The organism is Roseiflexus sp. RS-1, from assembly GCF_000016665.1.
Taxonomy (GTDB): Bacteria; Chloroflexota; Chloroflexia; order Chloroflexales; family Roseiflexaceae; genus Roseiflexus.
Genome location: NC_009523.1, coordinates 392,188 through 413,379, shown reverse-complemented (window position 1 = coordinate 413,379; position 21,192 = coordinate 392,188). Strand labels below are relative to the sequence as shown.

The 21,192-nt window shown below is 60.2% G+C and carries 19 protein-coding genes and 1 pseudogene; 10 read left to right on the top strand and 10 right to left on the bottom strand.

Features of this window, described 5'->3' with window-relative positions; genetic code table 11:
- Window positions 1–9 precede the first annotated feature (9 nt).
- The 4 genes and pseudogenes from ROSERS_RS01685 (at window position 10) to ROSERS_RS01670 (ending at window position 5,393) form a co-directional block, all read left to right on the top strand.
- On the top strand, window positions 10–1,893 hold the full coding sequence (locus ROSERS_RS01685; protein ID WP_011955111.1) for a hypothetical protein: 1,884 nt from the start codon (window positions 10–12) through the stop codon (window positions 1,891–1,893).
- Window positions 1,894–1,905: 12 nt separating this feature from the next.
- Window positions 1,906–3,327, top strand: a pseudogene (gene tilS / locus ROSERS_RS27245) (tRNA lysidine(34) synthetase TilS); the annotation flags it as partial.
- A 78-nt stretch (window positions 3,328–3,405) separates the two neighbouring features.
- Window positions 3,406–3,954 carry a hypoxanthine phosphoribosyltransferase gene (gene hpt, locus ROSERS_RS27265; protein ID WP_041334607.1) on the top strand — a complete coding sequence of 183 codons (549 nt, stop codon included), beginning with the start codon at window positions 3,406–3,408 and terminating at the stop codon, window positions 3,952–3,954.
- A 23-nt stretch (window positions 3,955–3,977) separates the two neighbouring features.
- Entirely contained in the window at window positions 3,978–5,393 is a 1,416-nt protein-coding gene (locus ROSERS_RS01670) for a tyrosine phenol-lyase (protein WP_011955109.1), read from the top strand.
- Window positions 5,394–5,686: 293 nt separating this feature from the next.
- Here the strand turns inward: ROSERS_RS01670 and ROSERS_RS01665 are convergent, their stop codons facing one another.
- From ROSERS_RS01665 to ROSERS_RS01655, 3 genes are read right to left on the bottom strand one after another with little or no spacing between them, the layout of a single operon-like run.
- Window positions 5,687–6,838, bottom strand: coding sequence for an acyl-CoA dehydrogenase family protein (locus ROSERS_RS01665; protein WP_011955108.1), 1,152 nt, complete (start codon window positions 6,836–6,838; stop codon window positions 5,687–5,689).
- Window positions 6,835–7,416, bottom strand: coding sequence for a uracil-DNA glycosylase (locus ROSERS_RS01660; RefSeq protein ID WP_011955107.1), 582 nt, complete (start codon window positions 7,414–7,416; stop codon window positions 6,835–6,837). Before ROSERS_RS01660 ends, ROSERS_RS01665 begins: the two co-directional genes overlap by 4 nt.
- Window positions 7,413–8,636 carry a sensor histidine kinase gene (locus ROSERS_RS01655; protein ID WP_011955106.1) on the bottom strand — a complete coding sequence of 408 codons (1,224 nt, stop codon included), beginning with the start codon at window positions 8,634–8,636 and terminating at the stop codon, window positions 7,413–7,415. The genes ROSERS_RS01660 and ROSERS_RS01655 overlap by 4 nt, the downstream gene beginning before the upstream one ends.
- A 68-nt stretch (window positions 8,637–8,704) precedes the next feature.
- Here ROSERS_RS01655 and ROSERS_RS01650 point away from each other — a divergent pair, with 68 nt between their 5' ends.
- The gene (locus ROSERS_RS01650; RefSeq protein WP_011955105.1) at window positions 8,705–9,478 is read left to right on the top strand and encodes a TatD family hydrolase; all 774 of its coding nucleotides are present in this window, start codon (window positions 8,705–8,707) and stop codon (window positions 9,476–9,478) included.
- A complete protein-coding gene (locus ROSERS_RS01645; RefSeq protein WP_011955104.1) occupies window positions 9,475–11,922 on the top strand; it encodes a DUF4129 domain-containing transglutaminase family protein in 2,448 nt (815 codons plus the stop codon). The genes ROSERS_RS01650 and ROSERS_RS01645 overlap by 4 nt, the downstream gene beginning before the upstream one ends.
- 147 nt (window positions 11,923–12,069) lie before the next feature.
- Here ROSERS_RS01645 and ROSERS_RS01640 read toward each other — a convergent pair whose 3' ends face one another.
- The 6 genes from ROSERS_RS01640 to phoU all read right to left on the bottom strand — a co-directional run bounded on the left by ROSERS_RS01640 (window position 12,070) and on the right by phoU (window position 16,062).
- On the bottom strand, window positions 12,070–12,552 hold the full coding sequence (locus tag ROSERS_RS01640; RefSeq protein ID WP_011955103.1) for a DUF7919 family protein: 483 nt from the start codon (window positions 12,550–12,552) through the stop codon (window positions 12,070–12,072).
- Between the two features lie 165 nt (window positions 12,553–12,717).
- On the bottom strand, window positions 12,718–13,155 hold the full coding sequence (locus ROSERS_RS01635) for a hypothetical protein (protein ID WP_011955102.1): 438 nt from the start codon (window positions 13,153–13,155) through the stop codon (window positions 12,718–12,720).
- A gap of 118 nt (window positions 13,156–13,273) precedes the next feature.
- A complete protein-coding gene (locus ROSERS_RS25695) occupies window positions 13,274–13,456 on the bottom strand; it encodes a hypothetical protein (RefSeq protein WP_157040921.1) in 183 nt (60 codons plus the stop codon).
- Between the two features lie 224 nt (window positions 13,457–13,680).
- Window positions 13,681–14,523: a hypothetical protein gene (locus ROSERS_RS01625; RefSeq protein WP_011955101.1), complete on the bottom strand. Its 843-nt coding sequence runs from the start codon at window positions 14,521–14,523 to the stop codon at window positions 13,681–13,683.
- Between the two features lie 604 nt (window positions 14,524–15,127).
- Window positions 15,128–15,406, bottom strand: a complete 279-nt coding sequence (locus ROSERS_RS01620; protein ID WP_041334600.1) for an acylphosphatase — start codon at window positions 15,404–15,406, stop codon at window positions 15,128–15,130.
- Window positions 15,406–16,062 carry a phosphate signaling complex protein PhoU gene (gene phoU / locus ROSERS_RS01615; RefSeq protein ID WP_011955099.1) on the bottom strand — a complete coding sequence of 219 codons (657 nt, stop codon included), beginning with the start codon at window positions 16,060–16,062 and terminating at the stop codon, window positions 15,406–15,408. The genes ROSERS_RS01620 and phoU overlap by 1 nt, the downstream gene beginning before the upstream one ends.
- A 663-nt stretch (window positions 16,063–16,725) precedes the next feature.
- Here phoU and ROSERS_RS01610 point away from each other — a divergent pair.
- From ROSERS_RS01610 to ROSERS_RS01595, 4 genes are all read left to right on the top strand, one after another.
- The gene (locus ROSERS_RS01610) at window positions 16,726–17,319 is read left to right on the top strand and encodes an RNA polymerase sigma factor (RefSeq protein WP_011955098.1); all 594 of its coding nucleotides are present in this window, start codon (window positions 16,726–16,728) and stop codon (window positions 17,317–17,319) included.
- Window positions 17,320–17,456: 137 nt separating this feature from the next.
- Complete coding sequence (locus ROSERS_RS01605; protein WP_041332732.1) at window positions 17,457–17,822, top strand: metallopeptidase family protein; 366 nt, start codon at window positions 17,457–17,459, stop codon at window positions 17,820–17,822.
- A gap of 46 nt (window positions 17,823–17,868) precedes the next feature.
- Entirely contained in the window at window positions 17,869–19,149 is a 1,281-nt protein-coding gene (locus ROSERS_RS01600) for a glycosyl hydrolase family 18 protein (protein WP_011955096.1), read from the top strand.
- Entirely contained in the window at window positions 19,149–20,282 is a 1,134-nt protein-coding gene (locus tag ROSERS_RS01595) for a hypothetical protein (protein WP_011955095.1), read from the top strand. Before ROSERS_RS01600 ends, ROSERS_RS01595 begins: the two co-directional genes overlap by 1 nt.
- A 77-nt stretch (window positions 20,283–20,359) precedes the next feature.
- On the opposite strand, the gene ROSERS_RS01590 is transcribed toward ROSERS_RS01595, so the two are convergent.
- A complete protein-coding gene (locus ROSERS_RS01590; protein WP_011955094.1) occupies window positions 20,360–21,187 on the bottom strand; it encodes a hypothetical protein in 828 nt (275 codons plus the stop codon).
- Window positions 21,188–21,192: the final 5 nt, after the last annotated feature.

Sequence of the window (21,192 nt, the reverse complement as noted above, 5' to 3'; positions counted from 1 at the left end):
AGGAAGATCATGCTATATCTGCGTGCTGTCCTGATTGCCTTGCTGTGCGTATTGTCGGTCATGCCGGTTGCGGCGCAGGAACAGGCGTCGGGACTGACCATGACGTTGCGCCCCGGTTATGCCGGTGCGTATCGATTGGGTGAATGGTTTCCGATTACGGTTGACGTTGCAAACGATGGGCGCGATATTCAGGGTGTGCTGGAGTGGAGTTTTCCGGGATGGCAAAACCAACCGGTGTTCCGCCGCACTATCGATCTGCCGCGCGGTTCGCGGAAGCGCGTGATGCTGGAGGCGTTTGCCACTGGATTCGCGCGCAATGGCACGCTGCGTCTGATCGAAAATGGGACTGTGCTGTTCGAGCAGAGCGTCGGGGTCGAAGCCGTTGAACCTGATCGGTTCCTGATCCTTATCGTCGGCTCCGATCCGGCGCTGCTGACGAGTCTCAGTGCAATGCCGATCAGCGGCGTGAGTGGAGTGACGGTGCGCCATATCTCGCCGGAAGACCTTCCTCTGCACGCGCTCGTGTTGCGCGGCGTCAACGCTATCTTTATCCATGATGTTGATACTGCCGCTCTTTCGGCGGATCAGCGAACCGCACTCCGCGATTGGGTCTATCTTGGCGGGCAACTCGTGGTGGGTGGCGGGATCAATGGCGAGCGCGCCGCAGCCGGTCTTGCCGACCTGCTGCCAGTTGAGGTCACCCGCACGCTCAACCAGGGCGATCTATCGCCGCTTGAGCAGTTTGGCGGGAGTGAACCGCAGCCATCGACCGGTCCGCTGCTCACGGTCTTGCCACGTCCCGGCGCGGAAGCGCTGCCAGCAGATCGTTCGCTGATCTACCGCAGACACGCTGGTAACGGCGTAGTTATCTTCAGTACATTCGATCTGGCGCTGCTGCGGGGTTGGGCGTCAGAGCCACAACTCTGGTCGCGCGTGTTGCAACCGATTCCGCTCTTCGTTCCAGCGTTCGAGGGACGGTTGAATCAGATCAGTCTGATGCAGAACGTGTTGCAGATCCGGTCTGCGGAGTTGCCGCCAGCGTCAGCGCTGGCGGCATTTCTGCTGGCGTACATCCTGATGGTGGGTCCGGTGAATTACCTGGCGCTCCGCCGGATCGGACGCCTCGAATGGGCATGGTGGACGATCCCGCTCATCGTAGCCCTGTTTGCCGGTGGGGTGTTTGTGGTCGGATTTGTGCTTCGTGGCGGGCAGGCGCAACTCTATCAGGTGTCCATCATTCAGGGAACAGAACGCGAGACCCGCGGCATCGCCACGGCGCATCTGGCGTTATTCTCGCCGTTACGCAGCAGTTACGCCCTGCGCGCGCCAGCCGGCAGTTTGTTGAGCGAAACGCGCAGTTTCGACGACTTCACCGCCCGCCCGCTGATTGCAACTGCCGATGATGCCAGCGTCGAAGTTCCAGACCTGCTGGTCGATGTCGCCTCAATTCGGACGCTGATTGCCGAGACGACAGTTGAGATGCCGGTTCAGGTCGAGAGCGCTATTCGCCTTGATGACAGCGATCTCGCGGGTGAGGTGCGCAATGTCGGGCGGGTTGCGATTGAAGAGGCGATTGTCGTCCACCAGGGCATGTTTCAGGAACTTGGCGATCTGATGCCAGGCGCCAGCGCCCGGTTCGATTTCAGCGGGTCGCGTGGCAGTTTCCCTTTTGGCGTGACCATCAGTGACGATCGGATGTTCAATCGACGTCAGATCCTGTTCCAACTCTTCAACAATAACCTTATGCGTCCGTCTATCGGATCACCGCTGGATGCGCAGGGTGTGTATCTGATCGGTTGGAGCGCTACACCTGCCGTTCCGCTCGAAATGAACGGTCGATCGGCGTCGCAGCAGGGATTGACCCTGTTTGTCATCCGGTTGCGCACGTCGTAATGTGGTGGCGCCATGCCTTCGCTCACCGATAGTGTGCGCGCAACGATCCGCCGTTATCGCATGATCGCGCCCGGTAAGCCGGTCGTCGTTGCGGTGTCTGGAGGACCAGACTCGTTGTGCCTGCTGGATGTGCTGGCGAACCTGTGTGCCGAACTGATGTGCACATTGCATGTCGTTCACCTCGACCACCGGTTGCGCGGCGCACAATCGGCGGCAGAAGCGGCGTTCGTGGCGGAGACTGCGGAACGCCTGGGGATTGCTGCAACCGTTGAGGCGGTCGATGTGCGCGCGCTGGCAGTGGAACGCAACCTTAATCTGCACGCCGCAGGGCGATTGGCGCGTTACCGCCTGCTGGCGCGGGTGGCGCTGACCATCGGCGCGCAGGCAGTGGCAACGGCGCACCACGCCGATGATCAGGCGGAGACAGTGTTGCTGCATCTGGTGCGCGGCGCCGGTGTCGAAGGGTTGCGCGGCATTCGCCCGGTGGTCGCGTGGGGGGAATGGCGCGTGATTGGTGACATGGACGATGACGATCTTGCTGCGTTGCCGAAAGACGAGCACGCGCCGCGCCTCATCCGTCCGCTGCTGCATGTCGCACGCGCCGACATCGAGACGTACTGCGTCGAACATGGGCTTGTGCCGCGCCGCGATCCATCGAATGTTGACCGGCGCTACCTGCGGACGCGCATCCGTCAGGATGTGCTGCCCACCCTGGCGACGCTGAACCCGCAGATCGTCGCAGCGCTGGGACGCACAGCATCCGCCTGCGCCGAAACTGCTGACTTCATCGAGCAAGAACTCGACCGTGTATGGGATGCTCTGACCACCGTGCAGACGGATCGCCTGTCCTTCGATGGACGCCGCTGGCGCGATCTGCATCCGGCGCTTCAGCACGCTGCGATCCGCCGGGCATACACCCTGATCGGCGGCAGCGACACCCTCGGCTACGATGACGTCATGCGCGCCTGCGAGTCCGTTGGGCGCAGCGTCGGGCGACGGATCGAATTGCCGGGCGGCGTCGCGCTGGTGACCGACTATGATGGCGGATTTGGTATCATACGCGGCGAACCGGCGCCGGGAGAGGGTCTGCGCCTGCCTGTCATCGAAACGACCCTGACCGTTCCTGGTTGTATCGAACTGCACGGCGGACGGGCGCTCTGTGCTGACTATCGCCCGGCAGCGCCATCGAGTCGCTGGGAGGTCTTTCTCGACGCTGCCGCATGCGCTGCGCCGCTCACCGTTCGTCGGCGACGCCCCGGCGACCGCATGCGACCGGTGGGCGGGCGCGGAACGCGCCGCATTCAGGACATTATGGTCGATGCGAAGATACCGCGCGCACTGCGGGCTGAGTGGCCCCTGGTTGCCAGCGGTGAACGAATCGTCTGGCTACCGGGCATCGGTGTGGCGGAAGGAGTCGGAGCATCGACAGGACAGGCAGCGCTTCATTTGTGGATCGAGGGCATATCCGACGAAGACGAGCCGGGAGGCATTGCTGTTGTAAAGGAGCACTCCATGCACGACGATATGGCAAAAATCTTGCTCACGGCGGAACAGATCCAGGAACGGGTACGCGCCCTGGGAGCGCAGATCACCACAGATTATCGACCACTTGGCGATCTGTTGTTGGTCGGGGTCCTGAAAGGGTGCGCGATGTTTATGGTCGATCTGGCGCGCGCCATCGATCTCCCGCTCGGCATGGACTTCATCGCCACATCGAGTTATGGCAAAACAACCGAGTCGAGCGGTGTCGTGCGCATGCTGAAAGACCTCGACACCGACATCGCCGGGCGTCACGTGCTGATCGTTGAAGACATCATCGATAGCGGACTGACGCTGGCCTATCTCCGTGGGCATCTGCTGCGCCGCAACCCGGCGAGTCTGCGCATCTGCGCACTGCTCAACAAACCGGAGCGCCGCCGGGCGGACATCCCGATCGATTATCTGGGGTTCGACATCCCGAACGAGTTCGTTGTCGGGTATGGTCTCGATTTTGATGAAAAGTACCGCAATCTGCCGTACATCGGCGTTCTGCACGAGCGCATCTATCATACAACGGCGTAACAGCATCGCAAGGAGGCGAACACATGACGCACCCCGTTCCGCAAACCATGGGTCAGCAGTTCGGCAGGCGCTCCTGGGCTGAACCGTGGAAGATCAAGATGGTCGAGCCGCTGCGGGTGATCAGCCGAGAGGAGCGTGAGCGCGCCCTGGCGGAAGCCGGGTACAACACGTTCCTGCTCCGTTCGGAGGATGTGTACATCGATCTGCTGACCGATAGCGGCACCAACGCGATGAGCGATCGCCAGTGGGCCGCCATCATGCTGGGCGATGAAGCGTATGCTGGCAGTCGCAATTTCTACCGCCTCGAAGCGACAGTGCAGCAGTACTACGGCTACCGCTACGTCGTCCCGACACATCAGGGGCGCGGCGCAGAGCACCTGATCAGTCGCGCTGCCATTCGTCCCGGACAGTATGTGCCCGGCAATATGTACTTCACCACCACGCGGCTGCACCAGGAACTGGCGGGCGGCATCTTCGTCGATGTCATTATCGACGAAGCGCACGATCCGCAACACCTGCATCCTTTCAAGGGGAATGTCGATCTCGACAAACTGGAGGCGCTGATCCGGCGCGAAGGAGCGCAGAACATCGCCTACGTCAGTCTGGCGGGCACGGTGAACATGGCTGGCGGGCAACCGGTGAGTATGGCGAATGTGCGGGCGCTGCGCGCATTGTGCGACCGGTACGGCATCCGCATCTTCCTCGACGCAACGCGCATGGTCGAAAATGCCTTCTTCATCCAGGAGCGCGAAGAAGGGTACGCGCAGACGCCAATTGCCGCCATCCTGAAGGAGTTCTGCTCCTACACCGACGGCGCATGGATGAGCGCCAAAAAGGACAGCCTGGTGAACATCGGCGGATGGGTGGCGGTCAACGATGCCGACCTGTTCGATGAACTGCGCAACCTGGTGGTAGTCTACGAAGGGTTGCACACCTACGGCGGGCTGGCGGGGCGCGACATGGAAGCGATCGCCGTGGGCATCGAAGAGTCGGTGCAGGACGACTACATCCGGGCGCGGATCGGGCAGGTGCGCTACCTGGGCGAACTGCTGACCGACTGGAACATCCCGATTGTGCAACCGGTCGGCGGGCATGCCATCTTTCTCGATGCGCGCCGTTTCTACCCGCATATTCCGCAGCACGAATTTCCAGCGCAAACGCTGGCCGCCGAACTCTACCTCGATTCGGGCATCCGGGCGATGGAACGGGGGATTGCCAGCGCCGGGCGCGATCCGAAAACCGGCGATCACTACTACCCGAAACTGGAACTCACGCGCCTCACCATCCCACGCCGCGTCTACACCCAGGCGCACATGGATGTGGTCGCCGAAGCGGTGAAGGCGGTCTACGATGCACGTGAACAGACGCGCGGGCTACGCATGGTGTACGAACCGAAGTATCTGCGCTTCTTCCAGGCGCGCTTCGAGCGCCTGGCGTAGGGATAGTGAGGCTTAAGAATGAGTCTCCTGCAAAACCGTCATGTCACCGCCGAGACGCAGCGGACTCAGAGGCGATCGATCGCAATCTCTGCGCACCCGGCGTCTCGGCGGTACGTTTTGCAACGGGATCAAGCATTATTCGGTCTAGCCCGCGCATGGACTATTGGCACCTTCCTGATGCGCAACGGGTGATTGCCGTGCAGCCCGCATTGGCGTTCGCCCTCACAGGAGTAAAAGATGAGAACTTTGAGAACCCCTATCCAACCTTCCACCTCCCAACTTTCCACTCTATATCACCGTCCAACGAACTCTCCCAGAATCTGGCGGGCGATCACCACACGCAGGATTTCCGACGTTCCTTCGCCGATGGTAAGCAGGCGCTGATCGCGGTAGATGCGTTCGAGCGGATATTCGCTGCTGTAGCCGTACCCGCCGAGCACCTGAATAGCGTCGCGGCAGATTTTCTCGCCAACCTCCGAGGCGTACAGTTTGGCAATCGCCGCCTCACGGCTGTACTGGCGTCCCTGGTCTTTCAACCACGCCGCCTGATACACCAGCAATCGCGCCGCTTCCAGCCCCACCGCCATGTCGGCGATCATGTTCGAGACCGACTCGTAAGCGCCGATGAGTTTGCCAAAGGCAGTACGTTCACGCGCATAGGCGGATGCAATCTCGAACGCCGCCTGCGCCAGCCCGATTGCCATCGCTCCGATCCCAATGCGCCCACCGTCGAGCACAGCCAGGAACTGCTGCAAACCGCGCCCGCGTCGTCCCAGCAGATTCTCTTCAGGCACCCGCACGTCCTCGAAGGTCACCGCATTCGTGATTGAGCCACGCAACCCCATCTTGGCTTCCGGTTTGCCAAAACTCAACCCCGGCGTTCCGGCGGGCACAATAATAGCGCTGATCGAGTGGCGCTCCCCCGGATCGGTCACCGCCGTGACAATCAGATGCCCGGCAACCGAGGCGCTTGTAATCCACATCTTCGCGCCGTTGATCACCCACTCTCCGTTTTCGAGCCGCGCGGTTGTGCGGGTGGCGCCAGCATCAGAACCGGCGTGCGGTTCTGTTAGCGCAAATGCGCCTAAATGCCGTCCCTCGGCGGCCGGTCGCAAAAAGCGTCGTTTCTGTTCCTCGGTGCCGAACATGGCAATCGGCGCACACCCCAGCCCAAGATGCGCGGAGTAAATCAGCGCTGTAGAGCCGCAGGCGCGGGCAACCTCTTCGATTGCAATCGCCGTCGAAATACTGTCGGCGCCGGCGCCCCCATACTCTTCAGGGAACGGCAAACCCATCAGACCCAGTTCCGCCATTTTTCGCAGGGTTGCTGCCGGGAACTCTCCCGTCTCATCGACGTGACGGGCGCGTGGAGCAATCTCCTGCTCGGCGAAGCGTCGTACTTCTGCGCGAATACGCTGATGTTCAGGAGTCAGATCAAAGTTCATGGTTCATTCCTTCCGTCAACGAGCGGCTGCATTGCCGCAATGAACGCTTCAGCATCGACACGACTGATGCGCGCCGGGTGCATCATGGGCAGGATGGTGACCTCTCTGCCGCGAAGTACGGTTGCGTGGAGCGTGCGGATGGCGCCCGGCGCACCTTCCAGATACCGTTTGCCCACCTCCTGGAGCGCAATGCGCCCAACCGGAACGAGCAGACGTGGTTTGATCGCATCGAGTTCAGTGTCCAACCATTCACGACAGGCTTGCACTTCTGCAGCCGTGGGGGTGCGGTTTCCCGGTGGACAGCAGCGCACCGTATTGGTGATGAAACACCGCAGCGACGCTGTCGCGGTTTCGTCGCTGGCGAGACCCATGCGGACCAGCATACGGCGCAAGATGCGTCCTGAGCGGTCACCCCAAAACGGAATGCCTGTCTGATCGGCGCCGTGACGCCCCGGCGCTTCGCCGATAAAGACGATGCCGCTCATCACGTCGCCGTAGCCATGAACGATGCGCCGCCGACTGGCGACAAGCGCTGGACAACGCACACAGTGTTGCTGCTGCACCAGGGAAATCATCATTCCTGCCCCGAAACGCTCTCCGGCGGATCGACCGGCAGTGCGACCCGCACAGCGGTTCCTTGAGCCGCTTGCGTATTGATCAGGATCTGACCGCCATGCCCGGTCACAATGCCGTATGCTATCGCCAGACCCAGTCCCGATCCCCGACCGGGAGGGCGGGTGGTGACGAATGGCTGGAACAATCGCTCGATGACATGATCGGGAATGCCCGGTCCGTTATCGGCAACATCGAAGCACACGAATGCGCCGCCAGCACTGGCGGCTTGCGCCGGGGGCAACGGCGGTTTTTCAGCGTGTCCGCGCACGACCGTCAACCACACCTGCGGCGCGGGCATGCCAGCCAGAGCATACTCAGCATTGTGAAGAAGATTGAGCAGAACCTGTTGCATCTGTGGAATATCGACCCAGATCATCGGGAGATCGGACGAACAGACAACTTCGAGGGCGATGCCGGAAGATCGCAGAGCAGCCCGTTTGAGATCGAGCACGCGCTCGATCAGATCGGTCGGCGACGTCCACTCTTTTGCCATCGGTCCGCGACGGGCGAAGGTTGCCAGACTCTGAACGACACGGCGGGCGCGCTTGGCGCTTTCGATGATCTGCGCGACTGATCGTTGATCCTCCGGATCGTGTTGCGGTGATAGCAGTTCGGCGTTGCCGAGGATGATCGCGAGCGGATTGTTCAGTTCATGCGCCACGCCAGCAACGATCTCACCCAGAGCGGCGAGTTTCGAGCTCTGAACAAGTTGCGCCTGCATGGTTCGCAATTGCTCATTGGCAACGCGCAGTGCATCATTTTGCGCTTCGAGCGCCGCCATCGCAGCGTCGCGTTCGTTTTCCGCTGCGCGAATGCGGAGCAGCGCCCGCACGCGCGCCATCAGTTCCTCAATATAGAATGGCTTGCTCAGATAGTCATCGACACCGGCATCGAGCGCTGTGACCCGGTCGGAGAGTTCGCCTTTGGCGGTCAACATCAGAATGGGAAGAAACCGCCGTCCCGCTCGCTCTTTCAAGGCAGTGCAGATCTGAACCCCCGGTGTGTCGGGGAGCATCCAGTCCAGCACCACAAGGTCAAAGGGGTTTGTTTCGGCGAGCCGAAGAGCGTCGGCAGCAGTGTCGGCGTGTAACGTCCGGTAGCCGGCTTCGCGCAGGACGATCCCAACAAGACTGGCGATCGTCGGATCATCTTCGACGATCAGGATGCAGACCTGGTGTTGCATGGCGCTATTGTATCACGGCTCAGTCGGTCGGCGAAGACGACCGTCTGCATGGTACAATACCAGACGCGATGGATGCAACACACTTTATCGACACGCATGCTCATCTTGGATTGGCTCAGTTCGATGCGGATCGCGGCGCTGTTCTGGCTCGCGCCGCAGCTGCCGGGGTTGTGCGGATCGTAGAAATTGGCTACGACCTGGCAACGTCGCGCGCTGCGGTTGCCCTTGCGGCGCAGCACGAACCGATCTACGCGGTTGTCGGCGTGCAGCCGAACCATGTGGCCGAATTGCCGGACGACTGGCTCGATCAGGTGCGTGCGCTGGCAGGGCAACCGAAGGTCGTCGCCATTGGCGAGATCGGTCTGGATTACTACTGGAATGCAGCTCCGGCCGCTCAGCAAGAAGCCTGTTTCCGGGCGCAACTCGATCTGGCGCGTGAACTGGGATTGCCCGTCGTTATTCACAGCCGCGATGCGCATGATGATACGATCCGCGTGTTACGCGATGCGGCGCGTGGTCTGACCGGCGTTATGCACTCGTTCTCCGGCGACTGGAGGTATGCTGAGCACTGCCTGGAGATTGGCTTCTCTCTCTCCTTCAGTGGTCCGGTCACCTTCCCGAAAGCCGTCGATCTGCACGAGGTGGTGCGACGCACCCCGCTCGACCGGCTTCTCACCGAAACCGACAGCCCCTATCTGGCGCCGCACCCCTTGCGTGGAAAGCGTAACGAACCCGCCAATGTTCGTCTGATTGCCGAACGTCTTGCTGTGCTGCGCGAAATGCCGCTCGATGCGCTGGTTGATGCCGTGTGGCGCAATGCGAAAGCGATATTCGGGCTATGAGTTTCCCGGTTGCCACCGTTCCGAATGAGACCCCATCGCGTTCCTGGTTTGCGCGTCTCGAGATCGGATCGCTCGTGATCCCGTTTCTGCTGACCGTCACTATCACCTGGAGCGTGACGCGCAGCCTCGAAGTCGCCAACTGGGCGGATGGTCTCACCATGCTGACCGGGATCGGTCTGACGGCGCTCGTTACCGGTATGATCTTCGCCCGCGTCTCATGGATGCCAGCGTGGCTGGCGCATCCGCTGGCATCGCTCCCCGGTCTTGTGTTTGTTATCCGTCAGATCAGTCCAGTGATTGGTGCGCAGGCGGCGGCTGAGTTTGGATCGACGAAGGCGCAGCGCCTGGTAACCTGGGGCGATTATGCGGCGGAAGTTGTGCTACGCGCGCTCATCTGGATACGCACGCTTCAGGCAGGTGGTCGCGGCGAGGACATTGTGCTGTTCGTCGTCACCCTGGCGCTGATTGTCTGGGGTGTCGGGTATGCCGCCGGGTGGCTGACATTCCGCCATCAACGCGCCTGGATCGCGGTTGGGTTGAATGCCAGCATCATGCTGATCAACTACACCTACGCCTGGCCCAAACCAACCGGTTTGTTCTTTCTCTTTTTCATCGCTGCCCTGCTTCTGATCGTCTACCAGCACATTGTTGCAAACCAGCGTCTCTGGCGGGCAACGCGCGTTGAGTTTCCCGACTTTCTGCCGGCGCGCATGCTGCTGGCATCGTTTGTCACCTTCATTCTGCTTGCGATTGTCACTGCCTTCCTGCCCAACCGCCCGGACAATGAACACCTGGCGCGCCTCTGGCGCACCATTCGCGCACCGATCACAGCGTTGCGCGAGGGATGGCAGGATGCATTCAGCACGATCAATGCGCCACCCGGTACGACCGGTGCGTTTCTGACCCGGAATGCGCGGGTTGGCGGTCCCCGTCAGTTGGGAACGGCGCTGGTGATGACGGTGCGATCCCGTGAGTACAGTTACTGGCGCGCAACCGCGTTCGACCGCTACACCGGTCGGATGTGGCAGAACGCAGTGGGTGAACGGGCGCGCGCCGCACTGGGAGTGACGACTGCTGAAGACGCGCGCACGCCGCTGGCGCCTGGCGTAGTGCTTGAACAACCTGAACTGCGGGGACGGACGCTGGTGACGACGACCTTTGAACTGGCGCAAACGCGATCCGACGGGCTGGTGATGGTCGGCGGAGCGCTGGCTTCGACCAGTTTGCCGGTGTTGATGCAGCACGGGTATCTCGACATAGATGGCGAGTTGTTGCCCAATTTCACCGAAACGGCGACGGTTGTCGCCGCAGCGCCGCTGGAGGCATCGCAAACCTACACCGTCGCCACGTATCTTTCGACCGTCGATGAGCAGAGCCTGCGCGAAAGCGGAACCGGTTACCCGGAATGGGTGCGCATGTCGTATCTGCAATTACCCGAAACGGTGACGCCACGGGTGCGCGAACTGGCGGCAACAATTGTTCGCAATGCCGGTGCGGTCACACCTTACGACAAGGCGCTGGCAATCCAGGAGTATCTCCGCACCCTGCCGTACAACGATCAGCGCCCGATGCCGCCGGAAGACCGCGATTGGGTCGACTGGTTCCTGTTCGATGCGCCGGGCGGCTACTGCGACGATTTTGCTTCAGCAATGGTGGTGCTGCTGCGCGCCGGGGGCGTTCCGGCGCGTTGGGTCCAGGGGTATGCTGGCGGCGAACTCGATCCGGATCGCCGGGTGTACCTGGTTCACGAAAATATCGCCCATAGCTGGCCCGAAGTGTACTTCCCCGGCTATGGCTGGCAGCGCTTCGAGCCAACGCCAGCGCCGTATGCCAGTGTGCCGGTTCGTCCGGCGTTTCCGCCGGCAGATGCGGCTGAACGACCGGAGACAACCGGGGGCCTGGGAGGTGCGCTGAGCGATCCGGAAGCCATGCTGCGTGAAATGATCGAGCGCAATACCGGTCCGGCGATCAGCGACGCGGATGCGTTGCAGCGCGAGATCGAAGCGCAGCGCATGCAGGAGCGATTGCGCCTGGCGGCGCTGATCGGCGGATCGCTGGCATTCCTGACAGCACTGATCGGCGCCGGAGCGCTGTGGTTGCACTGGGATGTGCGCGGCCTGTCACCTGCCGCAACCGCCTATGCGCGTCTGACGCGATTGTCCGGGTGGGCTGGCGTGCACGCGCCACCCGATGCGACGCCGTATGAGTATGGCGCGCTGATCGGTGAACGCATTCCCCGCCAGAAACGCACTATTGATCGGATCGTCAGCGCTTTTGTCGCCGAACGGTACCATCCAGGGCATACCGCGAACAATCAGTTACCGAAAGAAGACTGGCAGGCATTGCGGCGTGAACTGGTCGCACTGCTCGTCGGGCGGATCGGCGCAGCGCTGCGTTCACCGTTTCGTAACACTCCTCCGCGCAGGCGGCAACGTGCGCAGTAACAGAGGCGCCTCCGGCAGTGCAGTTACTCCCAAGACGCCGGGTCTCACAGGTCCCGCGCCATCCGCAGGCAGAAGCGCCAACCTGAAACGGTCGGGCAGCATGCCGATACAAGTGTTCCCGCGCTTACCAGAGGATGTCAACGCTGGTTATGGGGTACGTATCGAACATATGAACGGGTAATCACGGCTATAATCGAACGTCGTCTCTCCCCACGATTGCATGATCTCCTGGTATGCCGCTTCGTAAGGCAGAGGGCAGCGCATAACCGCATCAATAAACACCTGCGGCGGTCGATAGTTATGATCTGTAACGTAGTGGTGGATCATGACCGGTGCAGCATAGACAATGTTTCCGTCGAGAATCCAGATTTCACCGTTGTTGGTCATCACCTTCTTACTCCCATATTCCAGAAAGATATGAGACTTCCCGCAAAAATCGCATTCGTGGAAGCCAAGCATCGGAGCGTGGACGCCGCATGCACAATGCTCGCGCAGACGCTCCTGAAATGCTGGCGGTGTTGGACCAATCGTGTAAGGAAACAGCGAGTCGAGCCAGCCGACCGCCAGGGCGGTGTATCCCGACCGCTTGCTGGTAAACCACGTATAAGGTTGGAGATCGGCGAAGTACATGGATATTCCTCCAGTATTGATTGCTATGTCCGCTCCAGTTATCTCCCCCCTGAACCAATTGTCGTGATCGCACCCTGAATTCACCGTTGCTAATGTAAGGAGGAGGGGCGGTCGGCAAACCGCTCCTCCTGTGACGTCTCTGTACCAGTTCATTCGGATTTGAGATTACTTCCAGTAACGTGGGGTGAACGTGAGCCAGACGCCGCCATCTTTTGGCTCAAGCGTTTTCACGTTAATGCGCTCATTTGCTGCCAGCACAACGGTTCCCAGCAGGTCTGCGAGTTGCTGTGCCAGCGAGTCCGGACCGTATCCCACCCAGCACATAAGCAGTCGCACGGGTTGTCCCAGGCGATACTCACGGCAGGCGAGAATGATATCGAACAACTTCTGAGCATCGATCGGTTCGCCCCGGAGGGGTACAGTCACAAACGGAACAGCATACGTTTTGCCGTTCTTATTGGGCCGTGAGCCGTGACAGAGCACTTCAAAGAACACTCTGTCCGTTGGCACATTCATTGCCATGCGGATGGTGTCATCCGCGTAACCCAGAACGACACGATTCGGAAAAGCAGTGGGGAACACCGGAACGCCGTGGATGATCATTGCTGTCTCCTTTTGAATTCAGGAGCGCAGAGCACACCGACGTTCCGTATGTCCCGTGCGGGACACTCCAGAAAGCTGGTGTGTCCCGCGCGGGGGCAAATGGACAATAAGTGCAGCGTCATGCTGCCGCGTGATGGTCGTGGCGCCGCACCACACGGTAAGCGTATGGGGGCGATTTCCTCCTGAGACTGGTGCGCCGCCGGGCGGCGCAGCGGATACGAGTGACGCGCGAGGCGTCGCGGCTGAACCGACCGGTGACCGACAGAGGAACAAGCAGGAAATCCGGCGCATGACGCGCCATTGATGTTCTTTCCGAAGGCGTGTGCGTCAATCGCGCGTCAACGCGCATCAGAAAGCCAGATATGGTATGGGGTTGTCAGGGTGCAATGCAGCGAGGAACTCGCTGCCGGCCCCAACCGGGCCGGTGATACGAAGCCAGCCGACCGTCTCGCCGGTACGGGAGGGGAGTTGGTGGGCGGGCCTGGTCTCGGCGGCCCGGACAACCGACCGCCGGTCACCAACGATTTATGACGACGACTGCTGCCGTTGCGCGCGACGCTGAAGTTCGGCGCGGCGCAGTTCGCGCGCCTCGCGGATGGTGGCGGGCGCACCGTTCAACAACTCGACATATCCTGCAACGACCCGATAGATAACGGTGTGGGTCGCTTCCCAGCGGCGCCGGGTGTAGTCCCGCTCGGCTGCGCGCGTTTCTTCTGGTGTCATCGCCCAGGTTGCGCGCTGCTTCGCCGTTTCGTCAAGGTCTGCCAGCGTCTGATCGACCTCTGGTCCGTTGCGGGGCAACGGCGCCTGTTCCAGCAACCCTTCGACAAGGACGCGGTTGCCGGGGCGCAGGAGCGCCGGCGCGTCGGGATGGTTGAGCGGGATAACGACCGGAATCCCTACCGTTTCGGTGATCACTGCGCGACTTGCTGCGCGCGTGCGTGGTATCTGGACGCGAAGGGTCACATGCGCCATGGCGATGCCGGGGCGCAACGGATGGCGCCGGATGCGCGCCGGGGCGGTGACTTCGCCACACAGGCGGACATCGCACCCCTCTTCGTCGTCAGGGGTCACGGGACGCACTGCATCGGCGATGAGCGTCGGCAGCAGCCCAGCGGCGTCAGACGACTTGTTCCACTCCAGACGCCCTTCGATCAGCAGGCGCGCGCCGTGGTGCGCGTGATCAAGAAGTTCGCTGCCGGGAATTTCACGCATGACCCGGATCGGCAGACGAAAGTCGCCGCCGAGCGGACCCGTCATGCGCAGGTGCGGGCGGCGGTGCAGGTTCTGGCGACTCGCGGATGGAACGTCGAGAATGCCGACGGCTGCAGCGTGGTAGGTGTTGGGTTGAGAAGTCGCTTCGCTCATTGCAGGCTCCCTGTCGGGTCGAATATAGCCGAATGACAGGCATAGCATAGCAACTGTCGCATAATAAAAAAAGCGCCCGAAAGTCCTTTTCTGGCGCGCCTGAATGGTGATCGTATGGTAGGATAGACAGGGAGCAGCGCTTACGATTCTGTGATCGAGACCTGATGGTATTGCCGACCGGTTTTTGCCTGGGCACGTTCGGCGTTTCCTGCACCAGGCCAATCCGTGGTCTCTTTGGGAATAAACCACGGATTGCCACGGATTGAGCGGATGGGCACGGATGTTTTTCTTTCTTAATCCGTGCCGATCTGTCGCATCCGTGCTCATCCATGTGCTGTTTAGGAATAAACCACGGGTATATACGGATTAAGCGGATTGCTACGGATGTTTTTCTTTCTTAATCCGTGCTGATCCGTCACATCCGTGCCCATCCGTGGTCTATTCATAAAAATCACGGATTGCCACGGATTAAGCGGATGGGCACGGATGTTTCATTTATAATCCGTGCCCATCCGTGGTCTACTCCTTCCGTGCCGATCCGTCACATCCGTGCTCATCCGTGTTCTATTCAGGAATAAACCACCGATCGGCGCAGGATGTCGACTCACCAGATAATCGAAAAACCGCGTTCTTCGCCGGTTGGCTTCTCCCAGCGCACGTCCACTGCTTCGACGCGGGCATGCGACGGACCGCTGTAGCACCAGCTGACCATCTTCTGCACCGCCGAACGTTCACCTTCAAAGACTGCCTCGACGCGCCCGTCCTCCAGGTTGCGCACCCACCCGGAGACACCGACTTCACGAGCGTAATTACGTGCGCTGGCACGAAAATTCACTCCCTGAACGCGACCTGAAATGAAGACGTGTGCGCGAGCCATGTCCATCATGTGTTAATTTCCTCCGCCCTGGCGGTAGCGATGAAAATGACCCGTTCCGCTATGTTGGTGGTGCGATCGGCAAGACGTTCGAGTACATGCGCGGTATCGATCAGGAGCAGCGCACAGTCGAGTTTGCGCGGATCCTGGCGCGCTGCATTCTTCAACGTTTCGATCACACGGTCTTCCAGGGCATCGATTTCCTGATCTTTTTCGCCGAGCGAGCGCGCCAGCGTCACATCAAGTTGCACAAAGGCGTCCAGGCAGGTGTGCAACATGGTCTGAACCAGCGTCCCCAGGCGGTGGAGTTCCATCGGAGCTTCAATGATCGATGGCGTTTGCAGGCTGCGCTCGACTTTTTTGGCGATGCCCTTGGCATAGTCGGCGGCACGTTCGAGTTCACCGGCAATTGCGATTGCTGCCAGCAGACTGCGCAGATCGGTGGCGACCGGTTGTTGGGTGGCGATCAACTGGAACACATGCTCGTCGATAGCGTTGCGTGCAGCGTCAATCTCACGATCACGCGCAACAATTTCGCGCGCCAGTTCGATGTCGAGCCGATCCAGCGCCTTGATAGCGTCGGCAAGTTGATGTTCGACGCGACTCCCCATGCGAAGGAGATCGTCGTGCACCGATTGCAGTTGCTTGATGTAATGATCCCGCATGCTGTTCTCACTTTCGCGCGCTCCGTCACGCGCCAATTCTCTTATGTGTGTCACTGCGAGCACGACGTGGCATTCTGCTGTGCAGGGAGATTGCAACGCTCCGCAGGCTCGCAGTGACGGCAGGTGCGGGCTATCACTGCGGGCGCCGCGCGGTGATCTTTTGGAACCGGCAGGCGTGGTCGCCGGACAGAGTCAACATCGTCTGGATGTTGAATGTCGCTGATCCATCCTTTCAGTGCCACGTATGGTAGCGGATATTGTACACCGATTATGCTAAAAATGTGTTAAGAAGCGGTAATATCCTGTGGTGGTGAAGCCAGCGATGGACGGCGCTGTGAATGAACATTCATTATGACTGCGCGTCGTAGCGTTATCTATGAATCATCATTGCAGGCACGCCGGGCGCGCTAATTGCTGGGGCGATCAGCAATCGGCGGATCTCCTGTCTGGAACCATGGCATTCTGATGAGCATACCGATGCACATATACACACCGTGAACGTCGGCGCCGGTCATCGTCCTGTCCGCTCTCGCAGCGCGCGCGTCGCAGACCGATGACACAACTCATTCATCTTTGCGGCGTACACTGACAGTGTTTCCAGAACGTATCGCACACATCATTCATCAGGCGGTCGATCGGTTCTGCATTGTTGAGAGGCGGACGATGGCGGTCAAATCCACACCTGCCGACAACCATTATGAGAGCGAAGCGCACATCATCGCGCGCGCAAAGGCTGGCGACGCCGACGCGATCGGGCAGTTGTACGAACGGTATGCTCCGCAGGTGCATCGTTACATCGCTTCCCGACTGGGCGATCCCGTGCTCGCTGAGGATGTATGCAGCGATGTGTTCGTCAGGATGCTGGAAGGACTGGAGCGATATGAAGATCGCGGCTGGCCCTTTTCTGCCTGGCTCTACCGCATTGCCTACGCGCGCACCATGGACATGCTCCGCCAGGCGCGCCGACGCCCATCCGTTCCACTCGATGAAAGTGCGCCTCAAGCGCTCGAACCCCCGGATGAAGCGGTTATCTCGCGGATTGCATACCATGAACTCCAGAGCGTGATGCGCATCCTGACCCGTGATCAGCGTCTTGTGTTGCGCCTGCGGTTCGATGAGGATCGCTCGCTCGCCGAGATTGCCGAGTCGCTTGGGCGCACGGTTGGTTCGGTGAAAGCGCTCCAGCACCGCGGGCTGGCGCGCCTTGCCGAGGCGCTTGCCGACCATCCGGCGCATCAACCGATCGTTGCCTCATAGGTGCGTTCCAATCCCCGGTTCTATCATCTCCGGCGTTTCGTGTTCGCCGCATGCCGCTTTTATGCGGTGCTGCTTGACGCCCCTTCTATCGCCCGCGTATAATGCCCTGGAGGGTTTCTTCTGGCGATGGAAGCGGTATGGATCGCGAAACATTCGAATCAATCGTTATCGAGGCGCTGGACTCGCTGCCGCCTGAATTTGCCCGCTATCTTACGAATGTCGAAGTGCGGATCGAAGCGCGCCCCAGCCGCGAGCAGCGCCGCGCACTGGGTTTGCGCCCCTGGCAAACGATCTATGGGCTGTATGAAGGGGTGCCGCTGACGGAGCGCACTGACGGCGATCCGCTGATCCCGGATGTCATTACGATCTTTCAGGCGCCGCTGGTGCGTGATTTTCCCTCGCGTGATGCGCTGCGCGAAGAGGTGCGGCGCACGGTGCTGCACGAAATCGCCCACTTTTTCGGCATCAGCGATGAGCGGTTGCACGAATTGGACGCCTACTGAGGACGTGGACGCTCGCTGAGCGAGCGCCATTCACCATTGTTCGGTCATGCGACACGTTTTCTCATCACCGCTGTTTGTGTCGATCTACGCTGTGTCGTTGATCGTCTGGGCATTGCTGGTTGTCGATACTGTCGGTCTCGCCGTGCGCGCGACAGAACCGCCGGTGTTTCCAACTCCAACGCTACCGCCGGTCACGCCGGTTGCAGACACGCCGACGCCGGCGCCGGCGATCATCCCGTCGGTTCAGACAGAGAGAACGGTTTCGCCTGTGTCCGCGCTCCCCGAAGAAGGCGCATGGTTTCATCCGAAGACGGGGCGGTATATTGCTGCCTGGCTCCCCAACTCGTTCGGCTCCGAGAATCGCGAGTCGTTCGAGGCGAACGCCGATATTCTCGACGAGATCAGCCCGTTCTGGTACTCGCCGTCGCCAGCCGGCACGCTACGCTTCGGGCGCGAGGCGCGCGACCGCACGCTGATCGAACTGGCGCGCAGCAAGAATGTGCTGGTCATTCCAACGGTGCACAATGTCGTTACCGGCGATGACCCGGCGCCGGGCATTCTGCGCAACCCGCGCCTGCGCTCGTACCACGTGCAGCAGATTGTCGATGAAGTGCTCACCTATGACTATGATGGGATTGATATCGATTATGAGTTTATCAGCAGCAGTCTGCGTGATGAATACAGTGCGTTTATTATCGAACTCGCCGATGCGCTCCACGCTCACGGCAAACTGTTGACCGTCGCCGTGCATGCCAAGGATTGCGATTACTGCGGGTTGGGAGGATTTCAGGATTGGGCGGTCATCGGTCAGGTTGTTGACCGGTTGCGGATCATGACGTATGACTACCACTGGCGCGGCGGCGGTCCCGGTCCGGTAGCGCCGGTCTACTGGGTGGAACGTGTCGCCCGCTATGCGGTGACGGTCGTTGATCCGGCAAAGGTCATCATCGGCGTGCCGTTCTACGGCTACAACTGGCCTCGTGACGGCGGCGGCAATGCGCGCGGGCAAACGTGGGCGATGATTAACGATATCATTCAGACATACCGCCTGTCGGTCAATCTGATGGAGAGCAACCAGAACGGTCTGGTGCAGGAAAACTGGATCACCTACAGTTCGCGCGAAGAAGGGCGGCGCGAGGTCTGGTTCGCCACCAGCAGCGGGTTGGACGCGAAACTGCGTCTGGTGCAGGAACTCGACCTGGCGGGTATTGCGATCTGGCGGCTCGGCGGCGAAGACCCGCGCAACTGGGAGGTCATTCGCAGTCGCCTGCTGCAGGACCCGTATGAGTCGCAGCGCGTGTTGAGTCGGTTATTGCCGGAGCACTGATGGTCAGGACGGAGATCAAGGCGAATCAGCGCGAGGCGGCGCAACTCTTCGTGCGCGGCGTGGCGGCGGCGCGCGGCGGGCAGCGTCGTCTGGCGGCGGTGTTGCTGGCGCGCGTTGTGCAACTCGATCCGCAGCACGAGATGGGATGGCTGTGGCTCTCCGGCGTTCTCGACGATCCGAAGGAGATCGCATTCTGTCTGCGTTCAGTGCTGGCGATCAACCCGCAGAACGAGCGCGCCCGGCGCGGACTGGCGTGGCTGGAGAGTCGCCAGTTGCTGCGCGATGGCGATGCCGACATCACGGCGCCGTTTGCGCGTGCAGCGCCCAATGTGGCGGAAGAGAGCGTCTCAAATGGCAGTGATGGCGCGGTCGCTGCACCATCGCCATCGCTGTGGCGCACGCGGTTGATCGGTTTTCTGTTTCCGGCGCGTGAGCCGTCGCGGGATCACACCGATTCCTGGTGGGTCGGATGGCGTCTCTCGCGTCAGGAGATGAGTCGGGCGCGCGTGTTGCTCTGGAGTATGCCGATTTTGCTGCTGGCGCTCACACTCGCACTCAATTATGCGCTTCGCACCGCAGTGGAGCGGAACCAGGCGCTCGTTCAGGCGGAACTGACGCAGCGCGCGATCGCTGCCGGGGAAGAGGCAGCACCGACGCCGGAGGAACCGGTCGTTGCTGTTCCGGCGCTGCTCGAAACCACACTGGCGGAGGAGCGCAATGCCGCGACGCTGGCATACCTGAGTCGTCTGGAAGCGCCACGTGCCCGTCTGCGTGGCGCAATCGAGTCGTACCGCAACGCCACGAGTCGACCCGGCGGCTCGTCGATCATCCATGCGACCTCGGCGCAGCGTCTGCGGGATGAGATCGAGCAGGCATACGCAGTCATCGCAGCAGTGCAACCGCCGGATGCGCTTGCCGAAGCGCACGCACTCTACCTGCAAGGGCTGGAACTCGAACTGACGGCGCTCGACCATATGCTGGCGTTCTACAGCAGTTTTCGCGCCGAAGACGCCAATCGCGCCGCGCTCGCAATGGCGGAAGCGGCGCGCCGCATCGATCAGGCGCGCCAGGCGTTCGACCGGCAGCAGGCGGAACTTTCGGTGGAGACGCCGCTGCCCCACTCCGCCAGGTGATGGTCGTCTCTCAACAGTACGCCAGTTGCGCTGCGCATTGCGTTTCTACGATGCGCAATGGCTGGCTCTTTGTGATTTCAGAACATCCTCAACTGTTCATCCTTCTTCGGATAAAATGTACCGACGATGATAAAAGGGTTGGGTGCCCTTTTGTGATACTGTAGCGTCGTGCCTAAAAAGAAGTACAAATCTTTTGTTTGAGCAAAATCATCGAAATACTTTCTGCGAACATCTTCAATTGCCCTTTGTTCGTCTCCTTCATGTCTCTGTAGACAATTCCAGAAAAGTTGACCTGTCTCCCAGTCTTCTATCATCAGATTGCTCTCTTTGCCATTGCTATCTCTAAAGCGATATTTGAATGTGTAGGGAAGTTTCTTTACTATCTGGAATTCTTTCTCCAGGTCTTCTTCTTCATCGGGGAATAGTCTTAACTGTCGGCGATCTGCCTGGATTTTCATGACTTTCTCCATATCCCATTCTCTTTCAGTTGGTTTGGCGTAGAAATCAAGAATTTCTTTGGGTTTAAAGGTGGCTAGTGATGTGCAAATTTTCGGGTTTTTGGCCTCTTCGATCAGAGCATCGAGATCGTCATAGACGTTTTTTAGGCAAATATGCTTCCGCTTTTCCCAATTATTCTCTGTATCGATATGTCTAATGACTTCTATTTTTGATCCCGGTGCGGGTCTGTAGCTTTCCGGGCGGAAATCTTGCTCGTTTCTTTCCAGATCGACGGAGATCCAATCATACTTTTTGTACCGTTCGTCATAGGTTTTCTTACGAAAAGGAACGGGATAAATCCTTATCCAGGAACCATCCTCACGAAATCCGGCAGTACAAACCAGTTCGTCGTATTTGACCGAAATTGTCGGATATGTTTTGACGGTGATCAGGACGTTCATGCGCATGACGA